The organism is Streptomyces sp. NPDC016851 (genome assembly GCF_055562795.1).
Genome location: NZ_JBVHEP010000002.1, coordinates 162,316 through 182,319 on the forward strand (window position 1 = coordinate 162,316; position 20,004 = coordinate 182,319).

General features: G+C 71.9%; 24 protein-coding genes. 5 read left to right on the forward strand and 19 right to left on the reverse strand.

Annotated elements, in window-relative coordinates; genetic code table 11:
• Position 1: 1 nt before the first annotated feature.
• Genes ACZ3I3_RS03445 through ACZ3I3_RS03460 form a run of 4 tightly spaced genes read left to right on the forward strand, consistent with a single transcriptional unit; the run spans position 2 to position 4,618 of the window.
• The gene (locus ACZ3I3_RS03445; protein WP_467362172.1) at positions 2-1,171 is read left to right on the forward strand and encodes an ADP-ribosylglycohydrolase family protein; all 1,170 of its coding nucleotides are present in this window, start codon (positions 2-4) and stop codon (positions 1,169-1,171) included.
• Complete coding sequence (locus tag ACZ3I3_RS03450) at positions 1,159-2,616, forward strand: ADP-ribosylglycohydrolase family protein (protein ID WP_467362174.1); 1,458 nt, start codon at positions 1,159-1,161, stop codon at positions 2,614-2,616. The genes ACZ3I3_RS03445 and ACZ3I3_RS03450 overlap by 13 nt, the downstream gene beginning before the upstream one ends.
• Complete coding sequence (locus ACZ3I3_RS03455; RefSeq protein WP_467362175.1) at positions 2,613-3,800, forward strand: CaiB/BaiF CoA transferase family protein; 1,188 nt, start codon at positions 2,613-2,615, stop codon at positions 3,798-3,800. Before ACZ3I3_RS03450 ends, ACZ3I3_RS03455 begins: the two co-directional genes overlap by 4 nt.
• Positions 3,797-4,618, forward strand: coding sequence for an HpcH/HpaI aldolase/citrate lyase family protein (locus tag ACZ3I3_RS03460; RefSeq protein ID WP_467362176.1), 822 nt, complete (start codon positions 3,797-3,799; stop codon positions 4,616-4,618). The genes ACZ3I3_RS03455 and ACZ3I3_RS03460 overlap by 4 nt, the downstream gene beginning before the upstream one ends.
• 58 nt (positions 4,619-4,676) lie before the next feature.
• On the opposite strand, the gene lgt is transcribed toward ACZ3I3_RS03460, so the two are convergent.
• The 11 genes from lgt to hisI all read right to left on the reverse strand — a co-directional run bounded on the left by lgt (position 4,677) and on the right by hisI (position 13,369).
• On the reverse strand, positions 4,677-5,627 hold the full coding sequence (lgt, locus tag ACZ3I3_RS03465) for a prolipoprotein diacylglyceryl transferase (RefSeq protein ID WP_467362178.1): 951 nt from the start codon (positions 5,625-5,627) through the stop codon (positions 4,677-4,679).
• A gap of 84 nt (positions 5,628-5,711) precedes the next feature.
• Positions 5,712-6,488, reverse strand: coding sequence for a DsbA family protein (locus tag ACZ3I3_RS03470; RefSeq protein ID WP_467362180.1), 777 nt, complete (start codon positions 6,486-6,488; stop codon positions 5,712-5,714).
• 86 nt (positions 6,489-6,574) lie between these two features.
• Positions 6,575-7,393 (reverse strand): tryptophan synthase subunit alpha, encoded by an 819-nt coding sequence (trpA, locus tag ACZ3I3_RS03475; RefSeq protein WP_467362181.1) that lies wholly within the window; start codon positions 7,391-7,393, stop codon positions 6,575-6,577.
• Positions 7,390-8,676: a tryptophan synthase subunit beta gene (gene trpB / locus ACZ3I3_RS03480; RefSeq protein WP_467362183.1), complete on the reverse strand. Its 1,287-nt coding sequence runs from the start codon at positions 8,674-8,676 to the stop codon at positions 7,390-7,392. Before trpB ends, trpA begins: the two co-directional genes overlap by 4 nt.
• A gap of 77 nt (positions 8,677-8,753) precedes the next feature.
• Positions 8,754-8,948 carry a tryptophan biosynthesis modulator TrpM gene (gene trpM, locus ACZ3I3_RS03485; RefSeq protein ID WP_355850884.1) on the reverse strand — a complete coding sequence of 65 codons (195 nt, stop codon included), beginning with the start codon at positions 8,946-8,948 and terminating at the stop codon, positions 8,754-8,756.
• A gap of 22 nt (positions 8,949-8,970) precedes the next feature.
• The gene (gene trpC / locus ACZ3I3_RS03490; RefSeq protein ID WP_037668094.1) at positions 8,971-9,780 is read right to left on the reverse strand and encodes an indole-3-glycerol phosphate synthase TrpC; all 810 of its coding nucleotides are present in this window, start codon (positions 9,778-9,780) and stop codon (positions 8,971-8,973) included.
• Positions 9,781-9,919: 139 nt separating this feature from the next.
• Positions 9,920-10,354: a DUF2752 domain-containing protein gene (locus ACZ3I3_RS03495; protein ID WP_467362185.1), complete on the reverse strand. Its 435-nt coding sequence runs from the start codon at positions 10,352-10,354 to the stop codon at positions 9,920-9,922.
• An 83-nt stretch (positions 10,355-10,437) separates the two neighbouring features.
• Positions 10,438-10,689, reverse strand: coding sequence for an HGxxPAAW family protein (locus ACZ3I3_RS03500; RefSeq protein ID WP_467362187.1), 252 nt, complete (start codon positions 10,687-10,689; stop codon positions 10,438-10,440).
• Between the two features lie 108 nt (positions 10,690-10,797).
• Complete coding sequence (locus tag ACZ3I3_RS03505) at positions 10,798-11,439, reverse strand: TIGR02234 family membrane protein (protein WP_467362188.1); 642 nt, start codon at positions 11,437-11,439, stop codon at positions 10,798-10,800.
• A 41-nt stretch (positions 11,440-11,480) separates the two neighbouring features.
• A complete protein-coding gene (locus tag ACZ3I3_RS03510) occupies positions 11,481-12,962 on the reverse strand; it encodes an anthranilate synthase component I (protein WP_467362189.1) in 1,482 nt (493 codons plus the stop codon).
• Positions 12,963-12,973: 11 nt separating this feature from the next.
• Entirely contained in the window at positions 12,974-13,369 is a 396-nt protein-coding gene (gene hisI, locus ACZ3I3_RS03515) for a phosphoribosyl-AMP cyclohydrolase (RefSeq protein WP_467362191.1), read from the reverse strand.
• An 83-nt stretch (positions 13,370-13,452) separates the two neighbouring features.
• Here hisI and ACZ3I3_RS03520 point away from each other — a divergent pair, with 83 nt between their 5' ends.
• Positions 13,453-14,088 (forward strand): TIGR03085 family metal-binding protein, encoded by a 636-nt coding sequence (locus tag ACZ3I3_RS03520; RefSeq protein WP_467362193.1) that lies wholly within the window; start codon positions 13,453-13,455, stop codon positions 14,086-14,088.
• Positions 14,089-14,153: 65 nt separating this feature from the next.
• Here the strand turns inward: ACZ3I3_RS03520 and hisF are convergent, their stop codons facing one another.
• The 8 genes from hisF to hisD are packed head-to-tail and all read right to left on the reverse strand — an operon-like array spanning position 14,154 to position 19,915.
• On the reverse strand, positions 14,154-14,909 hold the full coding sequence (gene hisF, locus ACZ3I3_RS03525) for an imidazole glycerol phosphate synthase subunit HisF (RefSeq protein WP_467362194.1): 756 nt from the start codon (positions 14,907-14,909) through the stop codon (positions 14,154-14,156).
• Complete coding sequence (locus tag ACZ3I3_RS03530) at positions 14,906-15,307, reverse strand: RidA family protein (protein ID WP_307174630.1); 402 nt, start codon at positions 15,305-15,307, stop codon at positions 14,906-14,908. The genes hisF and ACZ3I3_RS03530 overlap by 4 nt, the downstream gene beginning before the upstream one ends.
• A complete protein-coding gene (gene priA, locus ACZ3I3_RS03535; protein WP_467362196.1) occupies positions 15,304-16,029 on the reverse strand; it encodes a bifunctional 1-(5-phosphoribosyl)-5-((5-phosphoribosylamino)methylideneamino)imidazole-4-carboxamide isomerase/phosphoribosylanthranilate isomerase PriA in 726 nt (241 codons plus the stop codon). Before priA ends, ACZ3I3_RS03530 begins: the two co-directional genes overlap by 4 nt.
• A complete protein-coding gene (hisH, locus tag ACZ3I3_RS03540) occupies positions 16,026-16,697 on the reverse strand; it encodes an imidazole glycerol phosphate synthase subunit HisH (RefSeq protein ID WP_467362198.1) in 672 nt (223 codons plus the stop codon). The genes priA and hisH overlap by 4 nt, the downstream gene beginning before the upstream one ends.
• On the reverse strand, positions 16,688-16,852 hold the full coding sequence (locus tag ACZ3I3_RS03545) for a hypothetical protein (RefSeq protein ID WP_010039417.1): 165 nt from the start codon (positions 16,850-16,852) through the stop codon (positions 16,688-16,690). Before ACZ3I3_RS03545 ends, hisH begins: the two co-directional genes overlap by 10 nt.
• Positions 16,849-17,442 (reverse strand): imidazoleglycerol-phosphate dehydratase HisB, encoded by a 594-nt coding sequence (hisB, locus tag ACZ3I3_RS03550; protein WP_003989586.1) that lies wholly within the window; start codon positions 17,440-17,442, stop codon positions 16,849-16,851. The genes ACZ3I3_RS03545 and hisB overlap by 4 nt, the downstream gene beginning before the upstream one ends.
• On the reverse strand, positions 17,439-18,551 hold the full coding sequence (locus ACZ3I3_RS03555) for a histidinol-phosphate transaminase (RefSeq protein ID WP_467362199.1): 1,113 nt from the start codon (positions 18,549-18,551) through the stop codon (positions 17,439-17,441). The genes hisB and ACZ3I3_RS03555 overlap by 4 nt, the downstream gene beginning before the upstream one ends.
• A complete protein-coding gene (gene hisD, locus ACZ3I3_RS03560; RefSeq protein ID WP_467362201.1) occupies positions 18,548-19,915 on the reverse strand; it encodes a histidinol dehydrogenase in 1,368 nt (455 codons plus the stop codon). The genes ACZ3I3_RS03555 and hisD overlap by 4 nt, the downstream gene beginning before the upstream one ends.
• Positions 19,916-20,004: the final 89 nt, after the last annotated feature.

A 20,004-nucleotide genomic window follows, 5' to 3' on the forward strand; every position in this document is an offset into this window, starting at 1 on the left:
CATGAAGCCCAAACCACACCAAAACGCCACCCTGGACGAGCGGATCACCGGAGCCCTGGTCGGCGCGGCCGTCGGCGACGCCCTCGGCGGCCCCGTCGAGGGCTACTCGCCCGAGCAGATCCTGGAACGCCACGGCGGCCGCGTCCACGGCATCGTCGGCCCCTGGCACGGCGACGACTGGCGCACCGCCCGCCCCCTCGCCCCGTACCACAAGGGCGACGGCCACGTCACCGACGACACCTTGATGACGCACGCCCTGATCCGCGTCTACGCCCGGGTCCGCGACCACCTCGACGCCTACGCGATCGCCGACCACCTCGTCCCCGACCTGATGACCGAGCCCCGCTGGATCCCGGAACTGGAGAGCGAGGCACTCCCCCTGCACCGCGTCTTCCTGGCGGAGAAGTGGCTGGTGACGAGGATCCATTACGGCCACGCCGACCCGCGCGAGGCCGGCACCGGCAACATCGTCAACTGCGGTGCGGCGATGTACATGTCCCCGGTCGGCCTGGTCAACGCCGCCAACCCGCGGGAGGCCTACGCCGAGGCCCTCGACATCGCCGGCGCGCACCAGTCGTCGTACGGCCGTGAGGCGGCGGGCGTCCTGGCGGCGGCGGTCGCGGCGGCGTGCACCCCGGGAGCCACCCCGGACTCGGTCGTCTCGACCTGCCTCGCCCTGGCGAAGGACGGCACGCGCACGGCGATCGAGCGGGTCTGCGAGGAGGCCTCCCGCCACACGGACTTCGAGTCGGCACTGGCTCCCCTGCGCGAGGCGGTCGCCCCCTACGACACGGTCGGCCCCGACTACCGCGCCCCGTCCCTCGGCGCACGCCGCCCCTCCCGCCTCCACGCGATCGAGGAGCTCCCCGTGGCCCTGGGCATGTTGCTCGTGGCCCGGGGCGACTACCGGCACGCGGTCCTGGGCGCCGTGAACTACGGCCGCGACTGCGATTCCATCGCCACGATGGCCGGCGCCCTGGCAGGCGCCCTGGGCTCGCCGGTCCCCCAGGACTGGGCCAAGACGGTCGCGGAGGCCAGCCGCCTGGACCTCTGGGAACCGGCCATGACCCTCACGGCCGTCACCCGCGAGATCTTCACCCGGGACACCGCCCGCCGCCGCACCCACGAACAGGCCGTCGCATCCCTCGGAGGCCCGGAATGCTCCGCCTGACCTGGGTCCAGCCGGAGGACCTGCTCGGCCACGAACTCCGCCAGGCGACCCAGGACGGCCGCGAGCCGAAAGCGATCGCGGCCCGCTGGAGAGCAGCAGGCGGCCCGGACGCCCCTCTCGCAGCGGGAGCGTCCCCGTCCCCCGCCTCCCGCTACCTACGCCAGCTGGCAGAAGACCTCCTGGACGAACTGGCAGACCTCCCCAGCTCCTTGGCGGACGACGAGCCAACGGACCTGAAGAGGATCAGGTCGCTTTGCCCGGAGTGGCCACCGCCTGTGGGCAGCCGAAGTCCGTACCCCGCGGGCAGTCGTGCCGCTGGGGCGGCACGGGTGGGCGCGGACGGCACCACGTCAGCGCCGGGTTGCGCGACCCACCCCCGCTCAGCCACAACACAGTCGCACCTGGAATCCGCCTGGCTCGGCCGTGCCGTCGGCTGCCTCCTAGGCAAACCAGTCGAAAAGCTCCCCCTTGAAGCCATCCGCCAACTAGCCAAGGCCACCGGCAACTGGCCCCTCACCACCTACTTCACAGCCCGAGGCGTCCCCGAAGACCTCCTCCAGAAGCATCCCTGGAACCGCCGCTCGGCGAAAACCTCCCTCGCCGAGAACATCGACGGCATGCCCGAGGACGACGACCTCAACTACCCCCTCCTCAACCTGATCCTCCTGCAACGCCACGGCAAGTCCTTCACCACCACGGACGTGGCCCGCACCTGGCTCGACGAACTCCCCGCCGGCCGCACCTTCACCGCCGAACGCATCGCCTACCGCAACCTCCTCACCGGCCTGGAACCCCCGCACACCGCCCGCCACCGCAACCCGTTCCGCGAATGGATCGGCGCCCTGATCCGTGCCGACGTCCACGGCTGGACCAACCCCGGCGACCCGGCCGCCGCAGCGGAACAGGCCCACCGCGACGCCACCCTCACCCACACCGCCAACGGCGTCTACGCGGCGATGTTCACCGCGGCCACCATCGCGACCGCCGCGACAGGCGAACACGACGTCCACACCTGCCTGCGCACCGGCCTCACCGTCGTCCCGCCCCGCTCCCGCCTCGCCCGAGCCGTCCACCACGCCATCCAACTGGCCCGGGAGCACGACGACTTCGACACGGTCGTCGACGCACTGCACGCCACCCACGCCGCCACCCACCACTGGGTGCACGCCGTCCCCAACACCGCCCTGATCGCCGCCGCCCTCACCCACGCGAACGGCGACTTCCCCGGCTCCATCTGCCGCGCGGTGAGCGGCGGCTGGGACACCGACTCGGGCGGCGCGACCGCCGGCAGCATCGCCGGCCTGCTGGCCGGAGACCCCGCGGCGCTCCCCGACCGCTGGACGGCCCCGCTCAAGAACCGCCTGGCCACTTCCATCGGCGACTTCAACGGCATCGGCTTCGACACCCTCGCCCACCTCACCCACCGGGAGACCCACCGCTCATGACCGCGCCCCTCACCGGCCTCCGCGTCCTGGACCTCGCCACCCTCTTCGCCGGCCCGCTCGCCGCCACGCTGCTCGGCGACTTCGGCGCGGAGGTCGTCAAGGTCGAGCACCCGTCGAAACCGGACCCGTCCCGCGGCCACGGCCCGTCGAAGGACGGCGTGGGCCTGTGGTGGAAGATGCTCGGCCGCAACAAGCGCACCATCACCCTCGACCTGTCGAAGCCCGGCGGCCGCACCACCCTCCTGCGCCTCGCCGCCGGCGCCGACGTGATCATCGAGAACTTCCGCCCCGGCACCCTGGAGAAGTGGGACCTGGGCTGGCCGGAGCTGTCGGCCGCCAACCCCCGCCTGGTCCTGGCCCGCGTCACCGGCTTCGGCCAGTTCGGCCCCTACGCCCACCGCCCCGGCTTCGGCACCCTCGCCGAGGCGATGAGCGGCTTCGCCGCGATCACCGGCGAACCGGACGCGCCCCCGACGCTCCCGCCGTTCGGCCTGGCCGACTCCATCGCGGGCCTGACGACGGCGTACGCGGTGATGACGGCGCTCGCCGCCCGCGACCGCACCGGCGAGGGCCAGGTCGTCGACATGGCCCTGATCGAACCGATTCTGGCCGCGCTCGGCCCCCAGCCCCTCTGGTACGACCAGCTCGGCCACGTCCAGCCCCGCACCGGCAACCGCTCCCCCAACAACGCCCCGCGCGGCGTCTACCGCACCGCGGACGGCACCTGGGTCGCCGTCTCGACATCGGCCCAGTCGGTCGCGGAACGCGTGATGCACCTGGTGGGCCGCCCGGAACTGATCGACGAGCCGTGGTTCGCCACGGGCGCCGACCGCGCCCGCCACGCCGACGTCCTGGACGAGGCGGTCGGCTCCTGGATCGCCGCACGCACCCGCACGGACGTCCTGGCGGCCTTCGAGAAGGCCGAGGCGGCGGTGGCCCCGGTCCAGGACGTCCGCGACGTGATGGCGGACCCGCAGTACCAGGCCCTGAACACCATCACCACCGTCGACGACCCGGAGCTGGGCCCCCTGCGCATGCAGAACGTCCTCTTCCGGCTCTCCGCCACGCCCGGCGCGATCCGCTGGGCCGGCCGCCCGCACGGCGCCGACACCGACGAGGTCCTCACCGAACTGGGCCTCACCCCGGCCGACCTCACGGCGCTGCGCGCGGAGGGCGCCCTGTGACGGCGTTCCCCCTCACCTGGCTCTACGCCCCCGGCGACCGCCCCCACGTGGTCGCCAAGGCCCTCATCTCCGGCGCCGACATCGTCGTCGTCGACCTGGAGGACGCGGTCGCCCCCGACCGGAAGGCGTACGCCCGTGCCGCCACCGCCGAGCTGCTCACCGAGCTGCCGCCGGTCCCGGTCCACGTCCGCGTCAACGCCCTGGACAGCCCCTGGTCCGGGCAGGACCTCGCCGCCGTCGCCCCGGCTCCCGGCCTCTGCGCCCTGCGCCTCCCCAAGATCGGCTCACCCGCCGAGGTCGTCCGGATCGCCCAGCACGCCGTCCCCACCGGGCTGCCCCTGTACGCCCTCCTGGAGACGGCCCTCGGCGTGGAACAGGCGTACGCCGTCGCCACGGCCCACCCGTCCCTGCGGGGCATCGCGCTCGGGGAGGCGGACCTCCGGGCCGACCTGGGCGGATGTGACGACGAGGGGCTCGACTGGTCCCGCTCCCGGGTGATCGTGGCAGCCCGGGCCGCGGGCCTGCCGCCGCCGGCCCAGTCGGTCCACCCGGACGTCCGTGACCTGGAGGGGCTGGCCGCCTCCTGCGCCCACGGCCGCGCCCTGGGCTTCCTGGGCCGCGCCGCGATCCACCCCCGCCAGCTCCCGGTCATCGAGCGGGCCTTCCTCCCCACCGAGGAGGAGATCGAGCAGGCGGAGACGATCGTCAAGGCGGCGGCGACGGAACAGGGCGCCCAGGCCCTCCCGAACGGCCGCTTCATCGACACGGCGGTGGTGGCGGCGGCCCAGCGCACCCTGTCCCTGCTTCGCCGCCACTAGACGCATCGAGGGGTGCCCGGACATCTCCGGACACCCCTCGATGCAGTGCGGCTGATCGTCAGGTCTTCTTCGCCGAACCGGCCTCGTCATTGGCCTCGTCGGCCTTGGACTCGTCGTCCTCGCCCTCGCCGACGGACTCGCCTTCCTTGCCCTCGGCGACGGACTCGCCGTCACCGTCGGCTTCACCGCCGGAGGCACCCGGCTCCACCACGGCTTCCCGGCCCGGCCGCTTCTTCGACGACAGCACGAGGTAGATCACCGCGAGCAGGAACACGAGCATCGCGGTCCACACGTTCAGCCGGAGACCCAGGATGTGGTGGGCGTCGTCGACCCGCATGTACTCGATCCACGCCCGGCCCGTGCAGTACGCGGCGACGTACAGCGCGAACGCCCGGCCGTGTCCCAGCCGGAAGCGGCGGTCCGCCCAGATCACCAGGACCGCGACACCGATGCACCACAGCGACTCGTACAGGAACGTCGGGTGGTACGTGCCCGGCACCCGCCCGTCCGCGGAGGACGTGATCTCCAGGGCCCAGGGCAGGTCGGTGGGCTTGCCGTACAGCTCCTGGTTGAACCAGTTGCCCCAGCGGCCGATCGCCTGGGCGAGGGCGATGCCGGGTGCGATGGCGTCGGCGTACGCGGGCAGCGGGATGCCCCGGCGCCGGCAGCCGATCCACGCGCCGACCGCGCCCAGCGCGATCGCGCCCCAGATGCCGAGACCGCCCTCCCAGATCTTGAAGGCGTCCACCCAGTCACGGCCCTCGCTGAAGTACAGCTCGTAGTCCGTGATCACGTGGTAGAGCCGACCGCCCACGAGGCCGAAGGGCACGGCCCAGACCGCGATGTCGGCCACCGTGCCGGCCCGCCCGCCCCGGGCGATCCAGCGCTTGTTGCCGAGCCAGACGGCAACGAAGACGCCGATGATGATGCAGAACGCGTAGCCGCGCAGCGGAATGGGGCCGAGATACAGCACCCCGCGTGACGGGCTGGGAATGAAGGCAAGTTCCATGGCAAGGTCGACGCTACCGTGCCGGACCCGGGCCGCGGCAGGCAGCCCGGCTACGGGTCCATAACAGGCAGGTGAGAAAAGCCTTCACCCCTTGTTCTTCTCCAGCACCATCTGCTTCAGCTTCGCCGGGGTCATCGTCCGGTCCTGGTAGATGTTCTTGCCGTCGAACAGCACGGTCGGCGTGCCGGAGAAGCCGCCCTTGTTGAAGGCCTGGTGGGACTTGGCGACCCAGCCGTTGTGCTTGCCGTCCTCGACGCACTTGCGGAAGGCGGGGGTGTCCAGGCCGTCGACCTTGCCGGCCAGCTCGATCAGCTTGGCGTTCCTGGCGTAGGCGTCGTCGACCTCCTGGGGCTGGTTGTCGAAGAGCACGTCGTGGTACGCGGGGAACTTCCCGGCGTCCTGGGCGCAGGCCGCGGCGTTGGCCGCGTTGCGGGAGCCGCTGCCGCCCATGTTGCCGTCGATGAGGGTGACCAGGTGGTACTCGGTCTTCAACTGGCCGGCGTTCGTCAGCTCGTGGATCACCGGCCGGTACGCCGTCTCGAAGGACTTGCAGGCCGGGCAGCGGAAGTCCTCCCACACCGTGAGCGTGGACTTGGCGCTGTCCTTGCCGACCGGGATCGCCAGGCCGTCCTTGCCCTGCGCTCCCGAGGGGGCCACGACCGGGCCCGAGGCCTCGCTGTCATCGTCCTTGCCGGCGTTGGCCGCGACGACGCCGATCACCGCCGCGAGTCCCAGGACGGCGACGACGGCCCCGCCCACGATCAGCGCGCGCCGGCGCTTCTCAGCGGACTTCTGCTTCTCACGCTCGACCGCCATCTTCTCCCGGGCGGTGCGCTTTCCCTCACGGTTCTTCTCGCTCACACCCCGGAAACGAACCGGGGAGGCGCACCGCGCCTCCCCGGCCCCAGGTCCACCCGTACGAGGGACCTGTATGACTTCCGGCTTTCCTACGCCTGTCGGCGCACGCCCTTGGCCAGGTCGCCCGCGAGCGAGCGCACGGCCTCGACACCGGCCGCGTCGTCCGGGGCGTCCAGCATGGCCTTGACGAAGGCGGAGCCGACGATCACGCCGTCGGCGAAGCCGGCGACCTCGGCGGCCTGGTTGGCGTTGGAGACGCCGAGGCCGACGCAGACCGGCAGGTCCGTGCCGGTGGCCCGGGTGCGTGCCACCAGGTCCTCGGCCTGCGAGCTGACCGACGCACGGGTGCCGGTGACGCCCATGAGGGACGCGGCGTAGACGAAGCCGCTGCCCGCCGCGGTGATCTGCGCGAGCCGCTGGTCCTTGCTGCTGGGGGCGACGACGAAGACGGTGGCCAGGCCGTGCTTCTCCGCGTGCTCCCTCCACAGCGCCGACTCCTGCACGGGCAGGTCGGGCAGGATGCACCCGGCGCCGCCCGCCTCGGCGAGCTCGGCGGTGAACCGCTCGACGCCGTAGCGGTCGATGGGGTTCCAGTACGTCATGACGAGCACCGGCTTGCCGGTGGCCGCGTGGGCCTCGCGGACCGTGCGCATCACGTCGGCGATCTTCACGCCGCCGCGCAGGGCGATGTCGTCGGCGGTCTGGATGACGGGCCCGTCGAGGACGGGGTCGCTGTGCGGCAGACCGACCTCGACGACGTCGGCGCCGCCGTCCAGGACGGCCTTGATCGCCTCGATGCCGCCGTCCACGGTCGGGAACCCGGCCGGGAGGTAGGCGATGAGCGCGGACCGGCCCTCGGACTTCGCCGCGGCGAGGGTGTCGCTCAGCAGCTGAATGTTCCCGCTCACTTGGCGTCCCCCTCGATCTCCGCGGTGTCGGTGTCCGTGTCGGCGGCGACCTCGGCGTCGGTGTCGTACAGGCCGAAGTAGCGCGCGGCGGTGTCCATGTCCTTGTCGCCGCGGCCGGACAGGTTGACCACGATCAGCCCGTCCTTGCCCAGCTCCTTGCCGACCTCCAGGGCACCGGCCAGCGCGTGGGCGCTCTCGATGGCCGGGATGATGCCCTCGGTACGGGACAGCAGGTGCAGGGCCTGCATGGCCGCGTCGTCAGTGACCGCGCGGTACTCACCGCGGCCGGAGTCCTTGAGGTAGGAGTGCTCGGGGCCGATGCCGGGGTAGTCCAGACCGGCCGAGATCGAGTACGGCTCGGTGATCTGGCCCTCGTCGTCCTGGAGGACGTAACTGCGGGAGCCGTGCAGGATGCCGGGCTCGCCGGCGGTCAGGGTCGCCGCGTGCTCGCCGGTGTCGACGCCGTGCCCGGCCGGCTCGCAGCCGATGAGGCGAACGGACTCGTCCGGGATGAAGGCGTGGAAGAGGCCGATGGCGTTGGAGCCGCCGCCGACGCAGGCGACGGCCGCGTCGGGGAGCCGGCCCGCGCGCTCCAGGAGCTGGCGGCGGGTCTCCACGCCGATGACGCGGTGGAAGTCGCGGACCATCGCCGGGAAGGGGTGCGGTCCGGCGACCGTGCCGAAGAGGTAGTGCGTGTGGTCGACGTTGGCGACCCAGTCACGGAACGCCTCGTTGATCGCGTCCTTCAGCGTGCGGCTGCCGGACTTCACGGCGATGACCTCGGCGCCGAGCATGCGCATGCGGGCCACGTTGAGGGCCTGGCGCTGGGTGTCGATCTCGCCCATGTAGATCGTGCACTCGAGGCCGAAGAGGGCGCAGGCCGTGGCCGTGGCGACGCCGTGCTGGCCGGCGCCCGTCTCGGCGATGACCCGGGTCTTGCCCATGCGCTTGGTGAGCAGGGCCTGGCCGAGGACGTTGTTGATCTTGTGGGAGCCGGTGTGGTTGAGGTCTTCCCGCTTCAGGAAGACCCGGGCACCGCCGGCGTGCTCGGCGAACCGGGGCACTTCGGTGAGTGCGGAGGGGCGGCCGGTGTAGTTGACCAGGAGGTCGTCGAGTTCCTTGGCGAACTCGGGGTCGTGCTTGGCCTTGTCGTACTCGACGGCCACTTCGTCGACTGCCGCGACGAGGGCCTCCGGGATGAACTTGCCGCCGAATGTCCCGAAGTAGCCATCGGGGTTGGGCGTTTGACCCTCGGGGTCGGGGATGAAGAACTGACTGGGCATGCGGAAACCTTCACGGTGAGTGTGGAAATGCACTAGTCGCCGTGGGAGGCGGGGCTATGACTGGCGGCCGCGGGACGTCAGTGGCTGGTCGCGCAGTTCCCCGCGCCCCTGAAGGTAGGCCATCGCATGCCGTTGACCTGCCCGGGCTCGTCACCGATGACGTACCGGACGCGGCGGCCGTGGACGCGGCGCGCGGGCGCACGGCAGCCGCGGGGGCGGCAGCCGCGCGCGAGGCGGGCGTACCGGTCCACGGTCGTCATGGTGAGAGTCATCGGGGCCAAGCCTAGCGGGAGATCAGCCCCGGCCGTGCCGGAGTGCGGGATGTTCGCCCGCCGCCACCAGGTCGGAGACCGCCGTCTTGGGGTCCTTGCCGGTGACGAGGGACTCGCCCACCAGGACCGCGTCGGCCCCGGCGTTGGCGTAGGCGATGAGGTCGTGCGGGCCGCGGACGCCGGACTCGGCGATCTTGATGATGTGGTCGGGGATCTCCGGTGCCACGCGCTCGAACGTGCCGCGGTCGACCTCGAGGGTCTTGAGGTTGCGCGCGTTGACGCCGATCACGCGGGCGCCGGCGTCGACCGCGCGCTCGACCTCGTCCTCGTCGTGCACCTCGACGAGCGGCGTGAGCCCGATGGACTCGGCGCGCTCGATGAGGGACTCCAGGGCGGGCTGGTCGAGGGCGGCGACGATCAGCAGGACGACGTCGGCGCCGTAGGCGCGGGCCTCCCACAGCTGGTACGACGTGACGATGAAGTCCTTGCGCAGGACCGGGATGTCCACGCGGGCGCGGACCGCCTCGAGGTCGGCGAGCGAGCCGCCGAAGCGTCGCTGTTCGGTGAGGACGGAGATGACGGCCGCGCCGCCCGCCTCGTAGTCCGCGGCGAGTCCGGCCGGGTCGGCGATCGCGGCCAGCGCGCCCTTGGAGGGGCTGGAGCGCTTGACCTCGCAGATGACCTTGACGCCGTCGCCGCGCAGTGCGGCCGCGCCGTCCTTGGCCGCGGGAGCCTTCGCCGCGCGCTCCTTGAGCTCGTCGAGGCTGACGCGCGCCTGCCGCTCCGCGAGGTCGGCACGGACTCCGTCGATGATCTCGTCGAGCACACTCACGCGAGCGGCCCCCTTCCAGACTCTTGACAGTTCCAGCGACCGATCGAAAACCGATGGTCACTGCGATGGTATCCGCAGCGGGGCGTAGGCCTCGCATCCGGTTGACGCCGGTCCCACTACCTGGACATCCGCCAGTTGATCAAGGATGGAGCCAGCCTCCGAAGGGCAGGTTCCGGACAACCGTGAAGACCAGCAGCAACGCGCCGAGGCTCCACACCAGGCCCGGGCGGGGGTCGATCCGCAGCGGGCGCCCGCGCACCGCGTGGACCACCCATACGGTCCACAGCACGGCGAAGGCCAGATAGCCGAGGACGGCGAGCGCGTTCGCGTGCAGTGCCGCGGGGAGATCGCCGTGGACGAAGGCGTGCGCGCTGCGCAGTCCGCCGCAGCCGGGGCAGTACAGGCCGGTGTAGTGCAGCAGCGGGCAGACGGGGTAGTGGCCGGGTTCGTTGGGGTCGACCGCGCCCACGTAGGCGAACGCGGCGGCGGCGGCCGCGAGCACCCCGGCGGGGACGGCCAGGCGGGCCGGGACGCTGTGCGTCGCCCTTCGGCTGTCGGCGTTCACGGCAGCCATTGTGCCCCGCACACGCGTGAGGGGCGGTCCCGGCACCCCAGTGCCGGCCGCCCCTCACACGACGACGCTGCGCTCCGCGGGGATCAGCCCTCGGCGCGCGCGGGCTCGCGGTCGCCCGTCATCGCGTGCGGCTTGTGCAGCTCCTTGGGCTGGCCGAGGCCCATCATCCGCATGATGGCGCCGACGACACCGCCGAGGAGCACGACGACCATGCCCGCCCAGAAGCCCAGGGGCTGGTCCATCACCATGAACGCGCCCGCGACGCAGAAACCGATGAAGGCGATGATGACACCGGTCCAGGCGGCCGGGGTGTGACCGTGGCTGCTGCCCGCCATTGCTTGCTCCTCGTTGCTGTGTGCGTGTCTGAGCAGGACGCTCGGGCCCATTGTCCCGCACGCGTGCCCCCGCTGTGAGCGGGGGTGTCCCCGCTCCCCCGGGTGGGCTCACGCTCCGGTGGGGTCCTCGCCGCGGTCGAGTGCCTTCCACAGGTCCTCGGGCCGGTCGGGGTCGACGGCGGGGACCTTGCGGCGCGGCTGGGGCGTGCCGCTCCGCTCGTAACGGCCGGACATCGCGGGCCACAGCCGGCCGTAGCGCAGGGCGAGCAGCCCGGCCAGGAGGATCAGGACGCCACCGACGGCCGCGACATAGGGCCAGGCGGTGTGGCTGAGGGTGTCCACGGAGGCGGAGGTGTCACCGGAGGCCTGGGCGGCCTGCTCGTCGAGCGCGGCGCCGTCGGAGGCGCCGAGCAGGGCGGCGGCGACGATGCCCGCGCCGGAGAGCGCCAGCAGCCCGGCCACGACGAAGCGGCCGGCCCGGCGGACCGCGAAGACGGCGACGAGCGCCGCGAGGGCCACTATGGCGAGCGCCGCGGGTACGCCCGTGACGTCACTGCCCTTGGCGGTCAGGGGGAAGGCGCCGCCGGCCACCGTCGCGGTGCCCTCCGCCCAGCGCTGCCGGGTCGCGAGCAGCGCCACGGCCGCGCCGAGCGCGCCGCACAGCAGCGCGACGGCGAGGCTCCGGCGGCCGGCCCGGGTGGGTCCGGCGGCCTGGGAACGGGGGTGGGGTTCAGCAGTCACGTACCCCACTATCGCTTGAACCCCGGGCGAACCGTCACCCGGGGTTCATCTCAGGCCTTTCCCAGCCGATTCGCCGTGTGCACGGCCCTGAGGACCGCCGCCGCCTTGTTGCGGCACTCGGTGTCCTCGGCGACCGGGTCGGAGTCGGCGACGATGCCCGCGCCGGCCTGCACGTACGCGGTGCCGTCCCTCAGGAGGGCCGTGCGGATGGCGATGGCCGTGTCGGAGTCGCCCGCGAAGTCGAGGTAGCCGACGCAGCCGCCGTACAGCCCGCGCCGGGACGGTTCGAGTTCGTCGATGATCTGCATGGCGCGCGGCTTCGGGGCGCCGGAGAGGGTGCCGGCCGGGAAGCAGGCCGTGAGGACGTCGAAGGCCGTGCGGCCCGGGGCGACGCGGCCCGTCACCGTCGAGACGATGTGCATCACGTGCGAGTACCGCTCGACGGACATGAAGTCGACGACCTCGACGGAGCCGGGCTCGCAAACCCGCCCCAGGTCGTTGCGGCCCAGGTCGACGAGCATGAGGTGCTCGGCGCGCTCCTTGGGGTCGGCGAGCAGCTCGTCGGCGAGGGCCTGGTCCTCCTGCGGGGTGGCGCCGCGCCAGCGGGTGCCGGCGATGGGGTGCACCATGGCCCGGCCGTCCTCGACCTTGACCAGGGCCTCGGGGGACGAGCCGACGACGTCGAAGCCGTCGAAGCGGAACAGGTACATGTACGGGGACGGGTTGGTGGCCCGCAGGACCCGGTAGACGTCCAGCGCGCTCGCCGTGCACGGCGTCTCGAAGCGCTGGGAGGGGACCACCTGGAAGGCCTCACCGGCCCGGATGCGCTCCTTGATGTCCTCGACGGCCTCCTGGAAGTCCGGGCCGCCCCACAGGGCCGTGTACTCGGGGACCTCGGAGGGCGGGAGCGCGGCCGGGGGCTGTGCGACCGCGCGGGAGAGGTCGGCCTCCATGGCGTCGAGCCGGGCCACGGCGTCCACGTAGGCCTCGTCGACGCCGGTCTCCAGGTCGTTGTGATTGATCGCGTTGGCGATCAGCAGGACCGAGCCCTCCCAGTGGTCCATGACGGCCAGGTCGCTGGTGAGGAGCATGGTCAGCTCGGGCAGCTTCAGGTCGTCGCGCTCGCCGGGGCCGATCTTCTCCAGGCGGCGGACGATGTCGTAACCGAGGTAGCCGACCATGCCGCCGGTGAAGGGCGGCATGCCGCCCTGGTGGGGCGTGTGCAGGGCCTCGATGGTGGCGCGCAGCGCGGCGAGGGGGTCGCCGCCTGTGGGGACGCCGACGGGCGGGGCGCCGTGCCAGTGGGCCTGTCCGTCGCGCTCGGTCAGCGTCGCCGCCGACCGCACGCCCACGAAGGAGTATCGGGACCACGAGCGGCCGTTCTCCGCGGACTCCAGCAGGAAGGTGCCCGGGCGCTCGGCGGCGAGCTTGCGGTAGAGCGCTACCGGGGTGTCGCCGTCGGCGAGGAGTTTGCGGGTGACGGGGATGACCCGCCGGTCGGTGGCGAGCTTGCGGAACGTCTCGAGGTCCATGTCCGCTGACCTTACTGATCCGGGGCGGGGGCGTCGGAGCCGCAGTCCTTGAGGAGCACGTCCTCGTCGAAGCAGGTGCGCGCGCCGGTGTGGCAGGCCGCGCCGACCTGGTCGACCTTCACCAGGACGGTGTCGGCGTCGCAGTCGAGGGCGACGGACTTCACCCACTGGAAGTGGCCGGAGGTGTCGCCCTTGACCCAGTACTCCCGGCGGCTGCGGGACCAGTACGTGCACCGGCCGGTGGTCAGGGTGCGGTGCAGCGCCTCGTCGTCCATCCAGCCGAGCATCAGCACCTCTCCGGTGTCGTACTGCTGGGCGATGGCGGGCAGGAGGCCGTCGGCGCTGCGCTTGAGGCGGGCGGCGATCTCCGGGTCGAGGCGGCTGGGCCGGGGGGACGTGCTGGTCATGCCGACCATTGTGCCGCGCGCCACTGACAGGCCAGGTGGAGTGTCCACTGTGCGGACCTTCGAGCCGGTCGTAGGCTGACTCCATGTCGACCCATGCCAAGCGTGAACGACTTCTCCTCGCCGATCTGTTGGAGACCGCGGGCCCGGACGCGCCCACCCTGTGCGAGGGCTGGACCACCCGGGACCTCGCGGCGCACGTGGTGGTGCGCGAGCGCCGCCCGGACGCCGCCGGCGGGATACTGATCAAGCAGCTCGCGCCGCGCCTGGACCGGGTGATGGCGGAGTACACCGACAAGCCGTACGAGGAGCTGATCCAGCTGATCCGTACGGGGCCGCCCCGCTTCTCGCCCTTCTCGCTCAAGCCGGTCGACGAGATGTCCAACATCATCGAGTTCTACGTCCACACGGAGGACGTCCGGCGCGCCCAGCCCGACTGGTCGCCGCGTGAGCTCGACACGGTCTTCCAGGACGCCCTGTGGTCCCGGCTGGAGCGCACCGCCCGGCTGATGGGGCGAAACGTCCCGACAGGCTTGGTGCTGCGCCGCCCCGACGGCCAGACGGCGGTCGCCCAGCGCGGCACCCCGGTGGTCACGGTGACCGGCGAACCCTCCGAACTGGTGCTGTTCTCCTACGGCCGCCAGAGCTCGGCCAAGGTCGACCTGGACGGCGACGAGGACGCGATCGCGAAGCTGCACGAGACGAAGCAGCTGGGGATCTGAGGCCCCCCCGAGAGAGCATGGGGAGCCCCGGCCGCGGCACGCGACCGGGGCTCCCGACAGGCGGGTCACCGCACCGGGTGGCCCGCCTCCCGCAGCGTCTGCTTGACCTCGCCGATGCGCAGGTCCCCGAAGTGGAACACCGACGCGGCCAGCACCGCGTCCGCGCCCGCCGCGACGGCCGGCGGGAAGTCCGCCAGCTTGCCCGCGCCGCCCGAGGCGATGACCGGCACGGTCACGTGCTTTCGCACGGCCGCGATCATCTCCAGGTCGTAGCCGTCCTTGGTGCCGTCCGCGTCCATGGAGTTGAGCAGGATCTCGCCGGCGCCCAGCTCGGCGGCCCGGTGCGCCCACTCGACGGCGTCGATGCCGGTGCCGCGGCGGCCACCGTGGGTGGTCACCTCGAAGGAGCCGGACTCGGTGCGGCGCGCGTCCACCGACAGGACCAGGACCTGGCGACCGAAGCGCTCGGCGATCTCCCGGATCAGCTCCGGGCGGGCGATCGCGGCCGTGTTGACGCCGACCTTGTCCGCGCCGGCCCGCAGCAGCTTGTCCACGTCCTCGGTGGTGCGCACCCCGCCGCCGACCGTGAGCGGGATGAACACCTGCTCGGCCGTGCGGCGCACCACGTCGTACGTCGTCTCGCGGTTGCCCGACGAGGCGGTGATGTCCAGGAACGTCAGCTCGTCGGCGCCCTCGGCGTCGTACACCTTGGCCATCTCGACGGGGTCGCCCGCGTCGCGCAGGTTCTGGAAGTTGACGCCCTTGACGACCCGGCCGTTGTCCACGTCCAGGCAGGGGATGACTCGGACCGCCAGGGTCATGAATCCACCGTTCCTCTGAATGCCTCTAGTTCCACCGACACCAGGACGCGCGGGTCGACGAAGCCGTCCACCACGAGGAAGCTCGCGACCGGGCGCACGGAGTCGAACAGCTCCTTGTGGGCCCGGCCCACTTCGTCGAGGTCGCGCGTGTGTGCCAGATACATCCGCGTCCGGACCACGGACTCGATACCGAGCCCGAACTCGCCGATCGCCTCGAGGGCACTGGTGAAGGCCGCTTTGGCCTGCTCGTACGGGTCGCCCTCCCCGTACAGCACATCGCCCTTGAAGGGTGTCGTGCCCGCCACCAGCACCCGATCGCCCGCCGCCACGGCGCGCGCGAAACCGAAACTCTCTTCCCAGGGACTTCCGCTCTGCACGCGCCGTACGGCATCGCTCATGACGACACAGTCTCCAATGCCTCTTCCAGGGTGAACGCCTTCGCGTACAGCGCCTTCCCTACGATCGCGCCCTCTACGCCGAGCGGGACGAGCTCGGCGATCGCACGGAGGTCGTCGAGCGAGGAGACGCCGCCGGAGGCCACCACCGGGCGGTCCGTCGCCGCGCAGACGTTCTTCAGCAGCTCCAGGTTCGGGCCCTGGAGGGTGCCGTCCTTGGCGATGTCCGTGACGACGTACCGCGCGCAGCCCTCCTTGTTCAGGCGCTCCAGCGTCTCGTAGAGGTCGCCGCCGTCGCGGGTCCAGCCGCGGCCGCGCAGGGTCGTGCCGCGGACGTCGAGACCGACCGCGATCTTGTCTCCGTGCTCGGCGATGACCTCGGCGACCCACTCGGGGGCCTCCAGGGCGGCCGTGCCCAGGTTCACGCGGGTGCAGCCGGTGGCCAGGGCGGCGGCGAGGGTGTCGTCGTCGCGGATGCCGCCGGACAGCTCCACCTTGATGTCCATGGCCTTGGTGACCTCGGCGATCAGCGCGCGGTTGTCGCCGGTGCCGAACGCGGCGTCCAGGTCGACCAGGTGCAGCCACTCGGCGCCGGACCGCTGCCAGGCGAGGGCGGCCTCCAGGGGCGAGCCGTAGGAGGTCTCCGTACCGGACTCGCCGTGCACCAGGCGCACCGCCTGGCCGTCACGGACGTCGACGGCGGGGAGGAGTTCGAGCTTGCTCACAGTGTTCCGATCCAGTTGGTGAGGAGCTGGGCTCCGGCGTCGCCGGACTTCTCGGGGTGGAACTGCGTGGCCCACAGGGCGCCGTTCTCGACGGCGGCGACGAACGGCTTGCCGTGCGTGGACCAGGTGACCTTGGGGGCCTCCATAGCCGGGTTGTGGATTTCCAGCGACCAGTCGTGGACGGCGTAGGAGTGCACGAAGTAGAAGCGCGCGTCCGGGTCCAGGCCGGCGAACAGCTGCGAGCCGGCCGCTGCTTCGACGGTGTTCCAGCCCATGTGCGGCACGATCTCGGCCTGGAGCGGTTCCACCGAGCCGGGCCACTCGTCGAGGCCCTCGCTCTCCACGCCGTGCTCGATGCCGCGGGCGAAGAGGATCTGCATGCCGACGCAGATGCCCATGACGGGGCGGCCGCCGGACAGCCTGCGGTCGACGATCCAGTCACCGCGCGCCTCGCGCAGGCCCTTCATGCAGGAGGCGAAGGCGCCGACGCCCGGCACGAGCAGCCCGTCGGCGTTCATGGCCTTGTCGTAGTCACGCGTGATCTCGACGTCGGCTCCCGCACGCGCGAGGGCACGCTCGGCGGAGCGGACGTTGCCGAAGCCGTAGTCGAAGACGACGACCTTCTTCTGCTTCTTCGAGGGGGAGCTCGACGGGGCGCTCAATTCCACACCTCCAGCCTCACGACACCGGCCGCCAGGCACATCGCGGCGCCGATGGAGAGCAGCACGATCAGGCCCTTGGGCATCTTCTGCTTGACGAAGGAGTAGATCCCGCCGACGAGGAACAGGCCGACGACGATCAGCAGGGTCGAGATGCCGTTCACAGGGCGCCCTTCGTGGAGGGGAGGATGCCGGCCGCGCGCGGATCACGCTCGGAGGCGTAGCGCAGGGCCCGGGCCAGCGCCTTGAACTGGCACTCCACGATGTGGTGCGCGTTGCGCCCGTAGGGCACGTGCACGTGCAGCGCGATCTGGGCCTGGGCGACGAATGACTCCAGGATGTGCCGGGTCATCGTGGTGTCGTACTCGCCGATCATCGGCGCCATCTTCTCGGGCTCGGTGTGCACGAGGTAGGGGCGGCCGGACAGGTCGACGGTGACCTGGGCGAGGGACTCGTCCAGCGGGACCGTGCAGTTGCCGAAGCGGTAGATGCCGACCTTGTCGCCGAGGGCCTGCTTGAAGGCGGCGCCGAGGGCGAGGGCGGTGTCCTCGATGGTGTGGTGCGAGTCGATGTGCAGGTCGCCCTCGGTCTTCACGGTCAGGTCGAACAGACCGTGCCGGCCGAGCTGGTCGAGCATGTGGTCGTAGAAGCCGACGCCGGTGGAGATCTCCGTCTTGCCGGTGCCGTCGAGGTCGATCTCGACGAGGACCGAGGTCTCCTTGGTCGTCCGCTCCACGCGTCCGGTGCGGCTCATGAACTCTGCTCCTTCTTCAGTGCACGTACCGCGTCGAGGAACGCGTCGTTCTCTTCGGGGGTGCCGGCCGAGACCCGCAGCCACCCGGGGATGCCGTTGTCCCGGACCAGGACGCCCCGGTCGAGGATCTTCTGCCAGACCGTGTGCGCGTCCTCGAACCGGCCGAACTGCACGAAGTTGGCGTCGGACTCGACGACCTCGTAGCCGGTGGCGCGCAGTTCGGTGACCAGGCGGTCCCGCTCGGCCTTGAGCTGTTCGACGTAGCCCAGCAGCGTGTCGGTGTGCTCCAGGGCGGCCAAGGCGGTCGCCTGGGTGACGGCCGACAGGTGGTAGGGCAGCCGGACGAGCTGGACGGCGTCGACGACGGCCGGGTGCGCGGCGAGGTAGCCGAGGCGCAGGCCGGCGGCGCCGAACGCCTTCGACATCGTGCGGGAGACGACGAGGCGGGGGCGCCCGTCGAGCAGCGGCAGCAGCGAGTCGCCGTGGCTGAACTCGATGTAGGCCTCGTCGACGACGACCATCGACGGCTTCGCCGCCTGCGCGGCCTCGTAGAGCGCGAGGACCGTCTCGGGCGGGACCGCGTTGCCCGTGGGGTTGTTGGGGGTGGTGATGAAGACGACGTCGGGCCGGTGCTCGGCGATCGCCTTCTCGGCGGCTGCGAGGTCGATCGTGAAGTCGTCGCCCCGCGGCCCCGAGATCCAGCCGGTGCCCGTGCCGCGCGCGATCAGCCCGTGCATCGAGTACGACGGCTCGAAGCCGATCGCGGTGCGGCCGGGCCCGCCGAAGGTCTGCAGCAGCTGCTGGATGACCTCGTTGGAGCCGTTGGCCGCCCAGACGTTGGCGAGGCCGACCTCGTGGCCGGAGGTGTCGGTCAGGTACTCGGCGAGTTTCGTGCGCAGCTCGACCGCGTCCCGGTCCGGGTAGCGGTTGAGGTTGCGGGCCGCCTCACGGACCCGCTCGGCGATGCGCTCGACCAGCGGCTCGGGCAGCGGGTAGGGGTTCTCGTTGGTGTTCAGCCGGACGGGGACGTCCAGCTGGGGTGCGCCGTAGGGGGACTTGCCGCGCAGCTCGTCCCGTACGGGCAGATCGTCGATGCGTACGTCGCTCACTTGCTCTCCGGCACCTTCCACCCGCGCGACATTTGTTCGTCTCCGACAAACCTCGCCTTGATCGCCGCGCCGTGCGCGGGCAGGTCCTCCGCCTCCGCCAGCGTGACCACGTGGTGCGCGACCTCGGCCAGCGCGTCCTTCGTGTAGTCGACGATGTGGATGCCGCGCAGGAAGGACTGGACGGACAGGCCCGAGGAGTGGCAGGCGCAGCCGCCGGTGGGCAGGACGTGGTTGGAGCCGGCCGCGTAGTCGCCGAGGGAGACCGGCGCCCAGGGACCGATGAAGATCGCGCCGGCGTTCCGGACGCGGTCGGCCACGGCGGCGGCGTCGGCCGTCTGGATCTCCAGGTGCTCGGCGCCGTACGCGTCGACCACCTTCAGGCCCTCGTCGATGCCGTCGACCAGGACGATGGCGGACTGCTTGCCGGACAGGGCCGGGAGGATCCGGTCGTCGACGTGCTTGGTGGCCGCGACCTGCGGCTCCAGCTCCTTCTCCACCGCGTCCGCGAGCTCGGCGGAGTCGGTGACCAGGACGGCGGCGGCCAGCGGGTCGTGCTCGGCCTGGCTGATCAGGTCGGAGGCGACGTGCACCGGGTCGGCCGTGTCGTCGGCGAGGACCGCGATCTCGGTCGGGCCGGCCTCGGCGTCGATGCCGATCTTGCCGGTGAAGTAGCGCTTGGCGGCGGCGACCCAGATGTTGCCCGGGCCGGTGACCATGGTGGCGGGCGGGCAGGACTCGGTGCCGTAGGCGAACATCGCGACGGCCGTGGCACCGCCGGCCGCGTACACCTCGTCGACGCCGAGCAGGGCGCAGGCGGCGAGGATCGTCGGGTGCGGCAGCCCGCCGGCTGGATCATTTTCAAAAGCGGGGGCCTGGGCCGGGGAGGCGAGCGCGATGGACTCGACGCCGGCCTCCTGGGCGGGCACGACGTTCATGACCACGGAGGACGGATACACGGACCGGCCGCCGGGCGCGTACAGCCCGACGCGGTCGACCGGAACCCACTTCTCGGTCACGGAGCCGCCGGGCACCACCTGGGTGGTGTGCGTGCTGCGGCGCTGCTCGCGGTGGACGGTCCGGGCGCGCCGGATGGACTCCTCCAGGGCCGCGCGCACGGCCGGGTCGAGCTCCTCCAGCGCGCGCGTGAGCGCGGCGGCCGGCACCCGCACCTGGTCGAGCCTGACCCCGTCGAACCGCTCGGCGAAATCGATCAGCGCCGCGTCGCCCCGATGATGCACGTCCTCGCAGATCGGACGCACCTTCTCCAGGGCGGCCTGAACGTCGAACTCGGCTCGGGGCAGCAGGTCACGCAGGGCGGGGCCCTCGGGGAGGGCGTCGCCGCGCAGATCGATTCGGGAGATCACGTGCTCAATTCTCTCAGACCCGATTCCCGCGCCGTCCGCTCGTATCAATGGCTGATACAGACCGGCGCCGGAACCCGGAAGATCCCCTT

Coding starts and splice junctions, on each gene's coding strand:
- lgt (WP_467362178.1), bottom strand. CDS start 5,627: ATGGAACTTGCCTTCATTCCCAGCCCGTCACGCGGGGTGCTGTATCTC.
- trpM (WP_355850884.1), bottom strand. CDS start 8,948: ATGACTCTCACCATGACGACCGTGGACCGGTACGCCCGCCTCGCGCGC.
- trpB (WP_467362183.1), bottom strand. CDS start 8,676: ATGCCCAGTCAGTTCTTCATCCCCGACCCCGAGGGTCAAACGCCCAAC.
- ACZ3I3_RS03510 (WP_467362189.1), bottom strand. CDS start 12,962: ATGGACCTCGAGACGTTCCGCAAGCTCGCCACCGACCGGCGGGTCATC.
- ACZ3I3_RS03500 (WP_467362187.1), bottom strand. CDS start 10,689: ATGGCGGGCAGCAGCCACGGTCACACCCCGGCCGCCTGGACCGGTGTC.
- ACZ3I3_RS03530 (WP_307174630.1), bottom strand. CDS start 15,307: ATGAGCGATGCCGTACGGCGCGTGCAGAGCGGAAGTCCCTGGGAAGAG.
- ACZ3I3_RS03445 (WP_467362172.1), top strand. CDS start 2: ATGAAGCCCAAACCACACCAAAACGCCACCCTGGACGAGCGGATCACC.
- hisI (WP_467362191.1), bottom strand. CDS start 13,369: ATGACCAGCACGTCCCCCCGGCCCAGCCGCCTCGACCCGGAGATCGCC.
- hisF (WP_467362194.1), bottom strand. CDS start 14,909: ATGACCCTGGCGGTCCGAGTCATCCCCTGCCTGGACGTGGACAACGGC.
- hisB (WP_003989586.1), bottom strand. CDS start 17,442: ATGAGCCGCACCGGACGCGTGGAGCGGACGACCAAGGAGACCTCGGTC.
- ACZ3I3_RS03520 (WP_467362193.1), top strand. CDS start 13,453: ATGTCGACCCATGCCAAGCGTGAACGACTTCTCCTCGCCGATCTGTTG.
- ACZ3I3_RS03495 (WP_467362185.1), bottom strand. CDS start 10,354: ATGGCTGCCGTGAACGCCGACAGCCGAAGGGCGACGCACAGCGTCCCG.
- ACZ3I3_RS03455 (WP_467362175.1), top strand. CDS start 2,613: ATGACCGCGCCCCTCACCGGCCTCCGCGTCCTGGACCTCGCCACCCTC.
- ACZ3I3_RS03450 (WP_467362174.1), top strand. CDS start 1,159: ATGCTCCGCCTGACCTGGGTCCAGCCGGAGGACCTGCTCGGCCACGAA.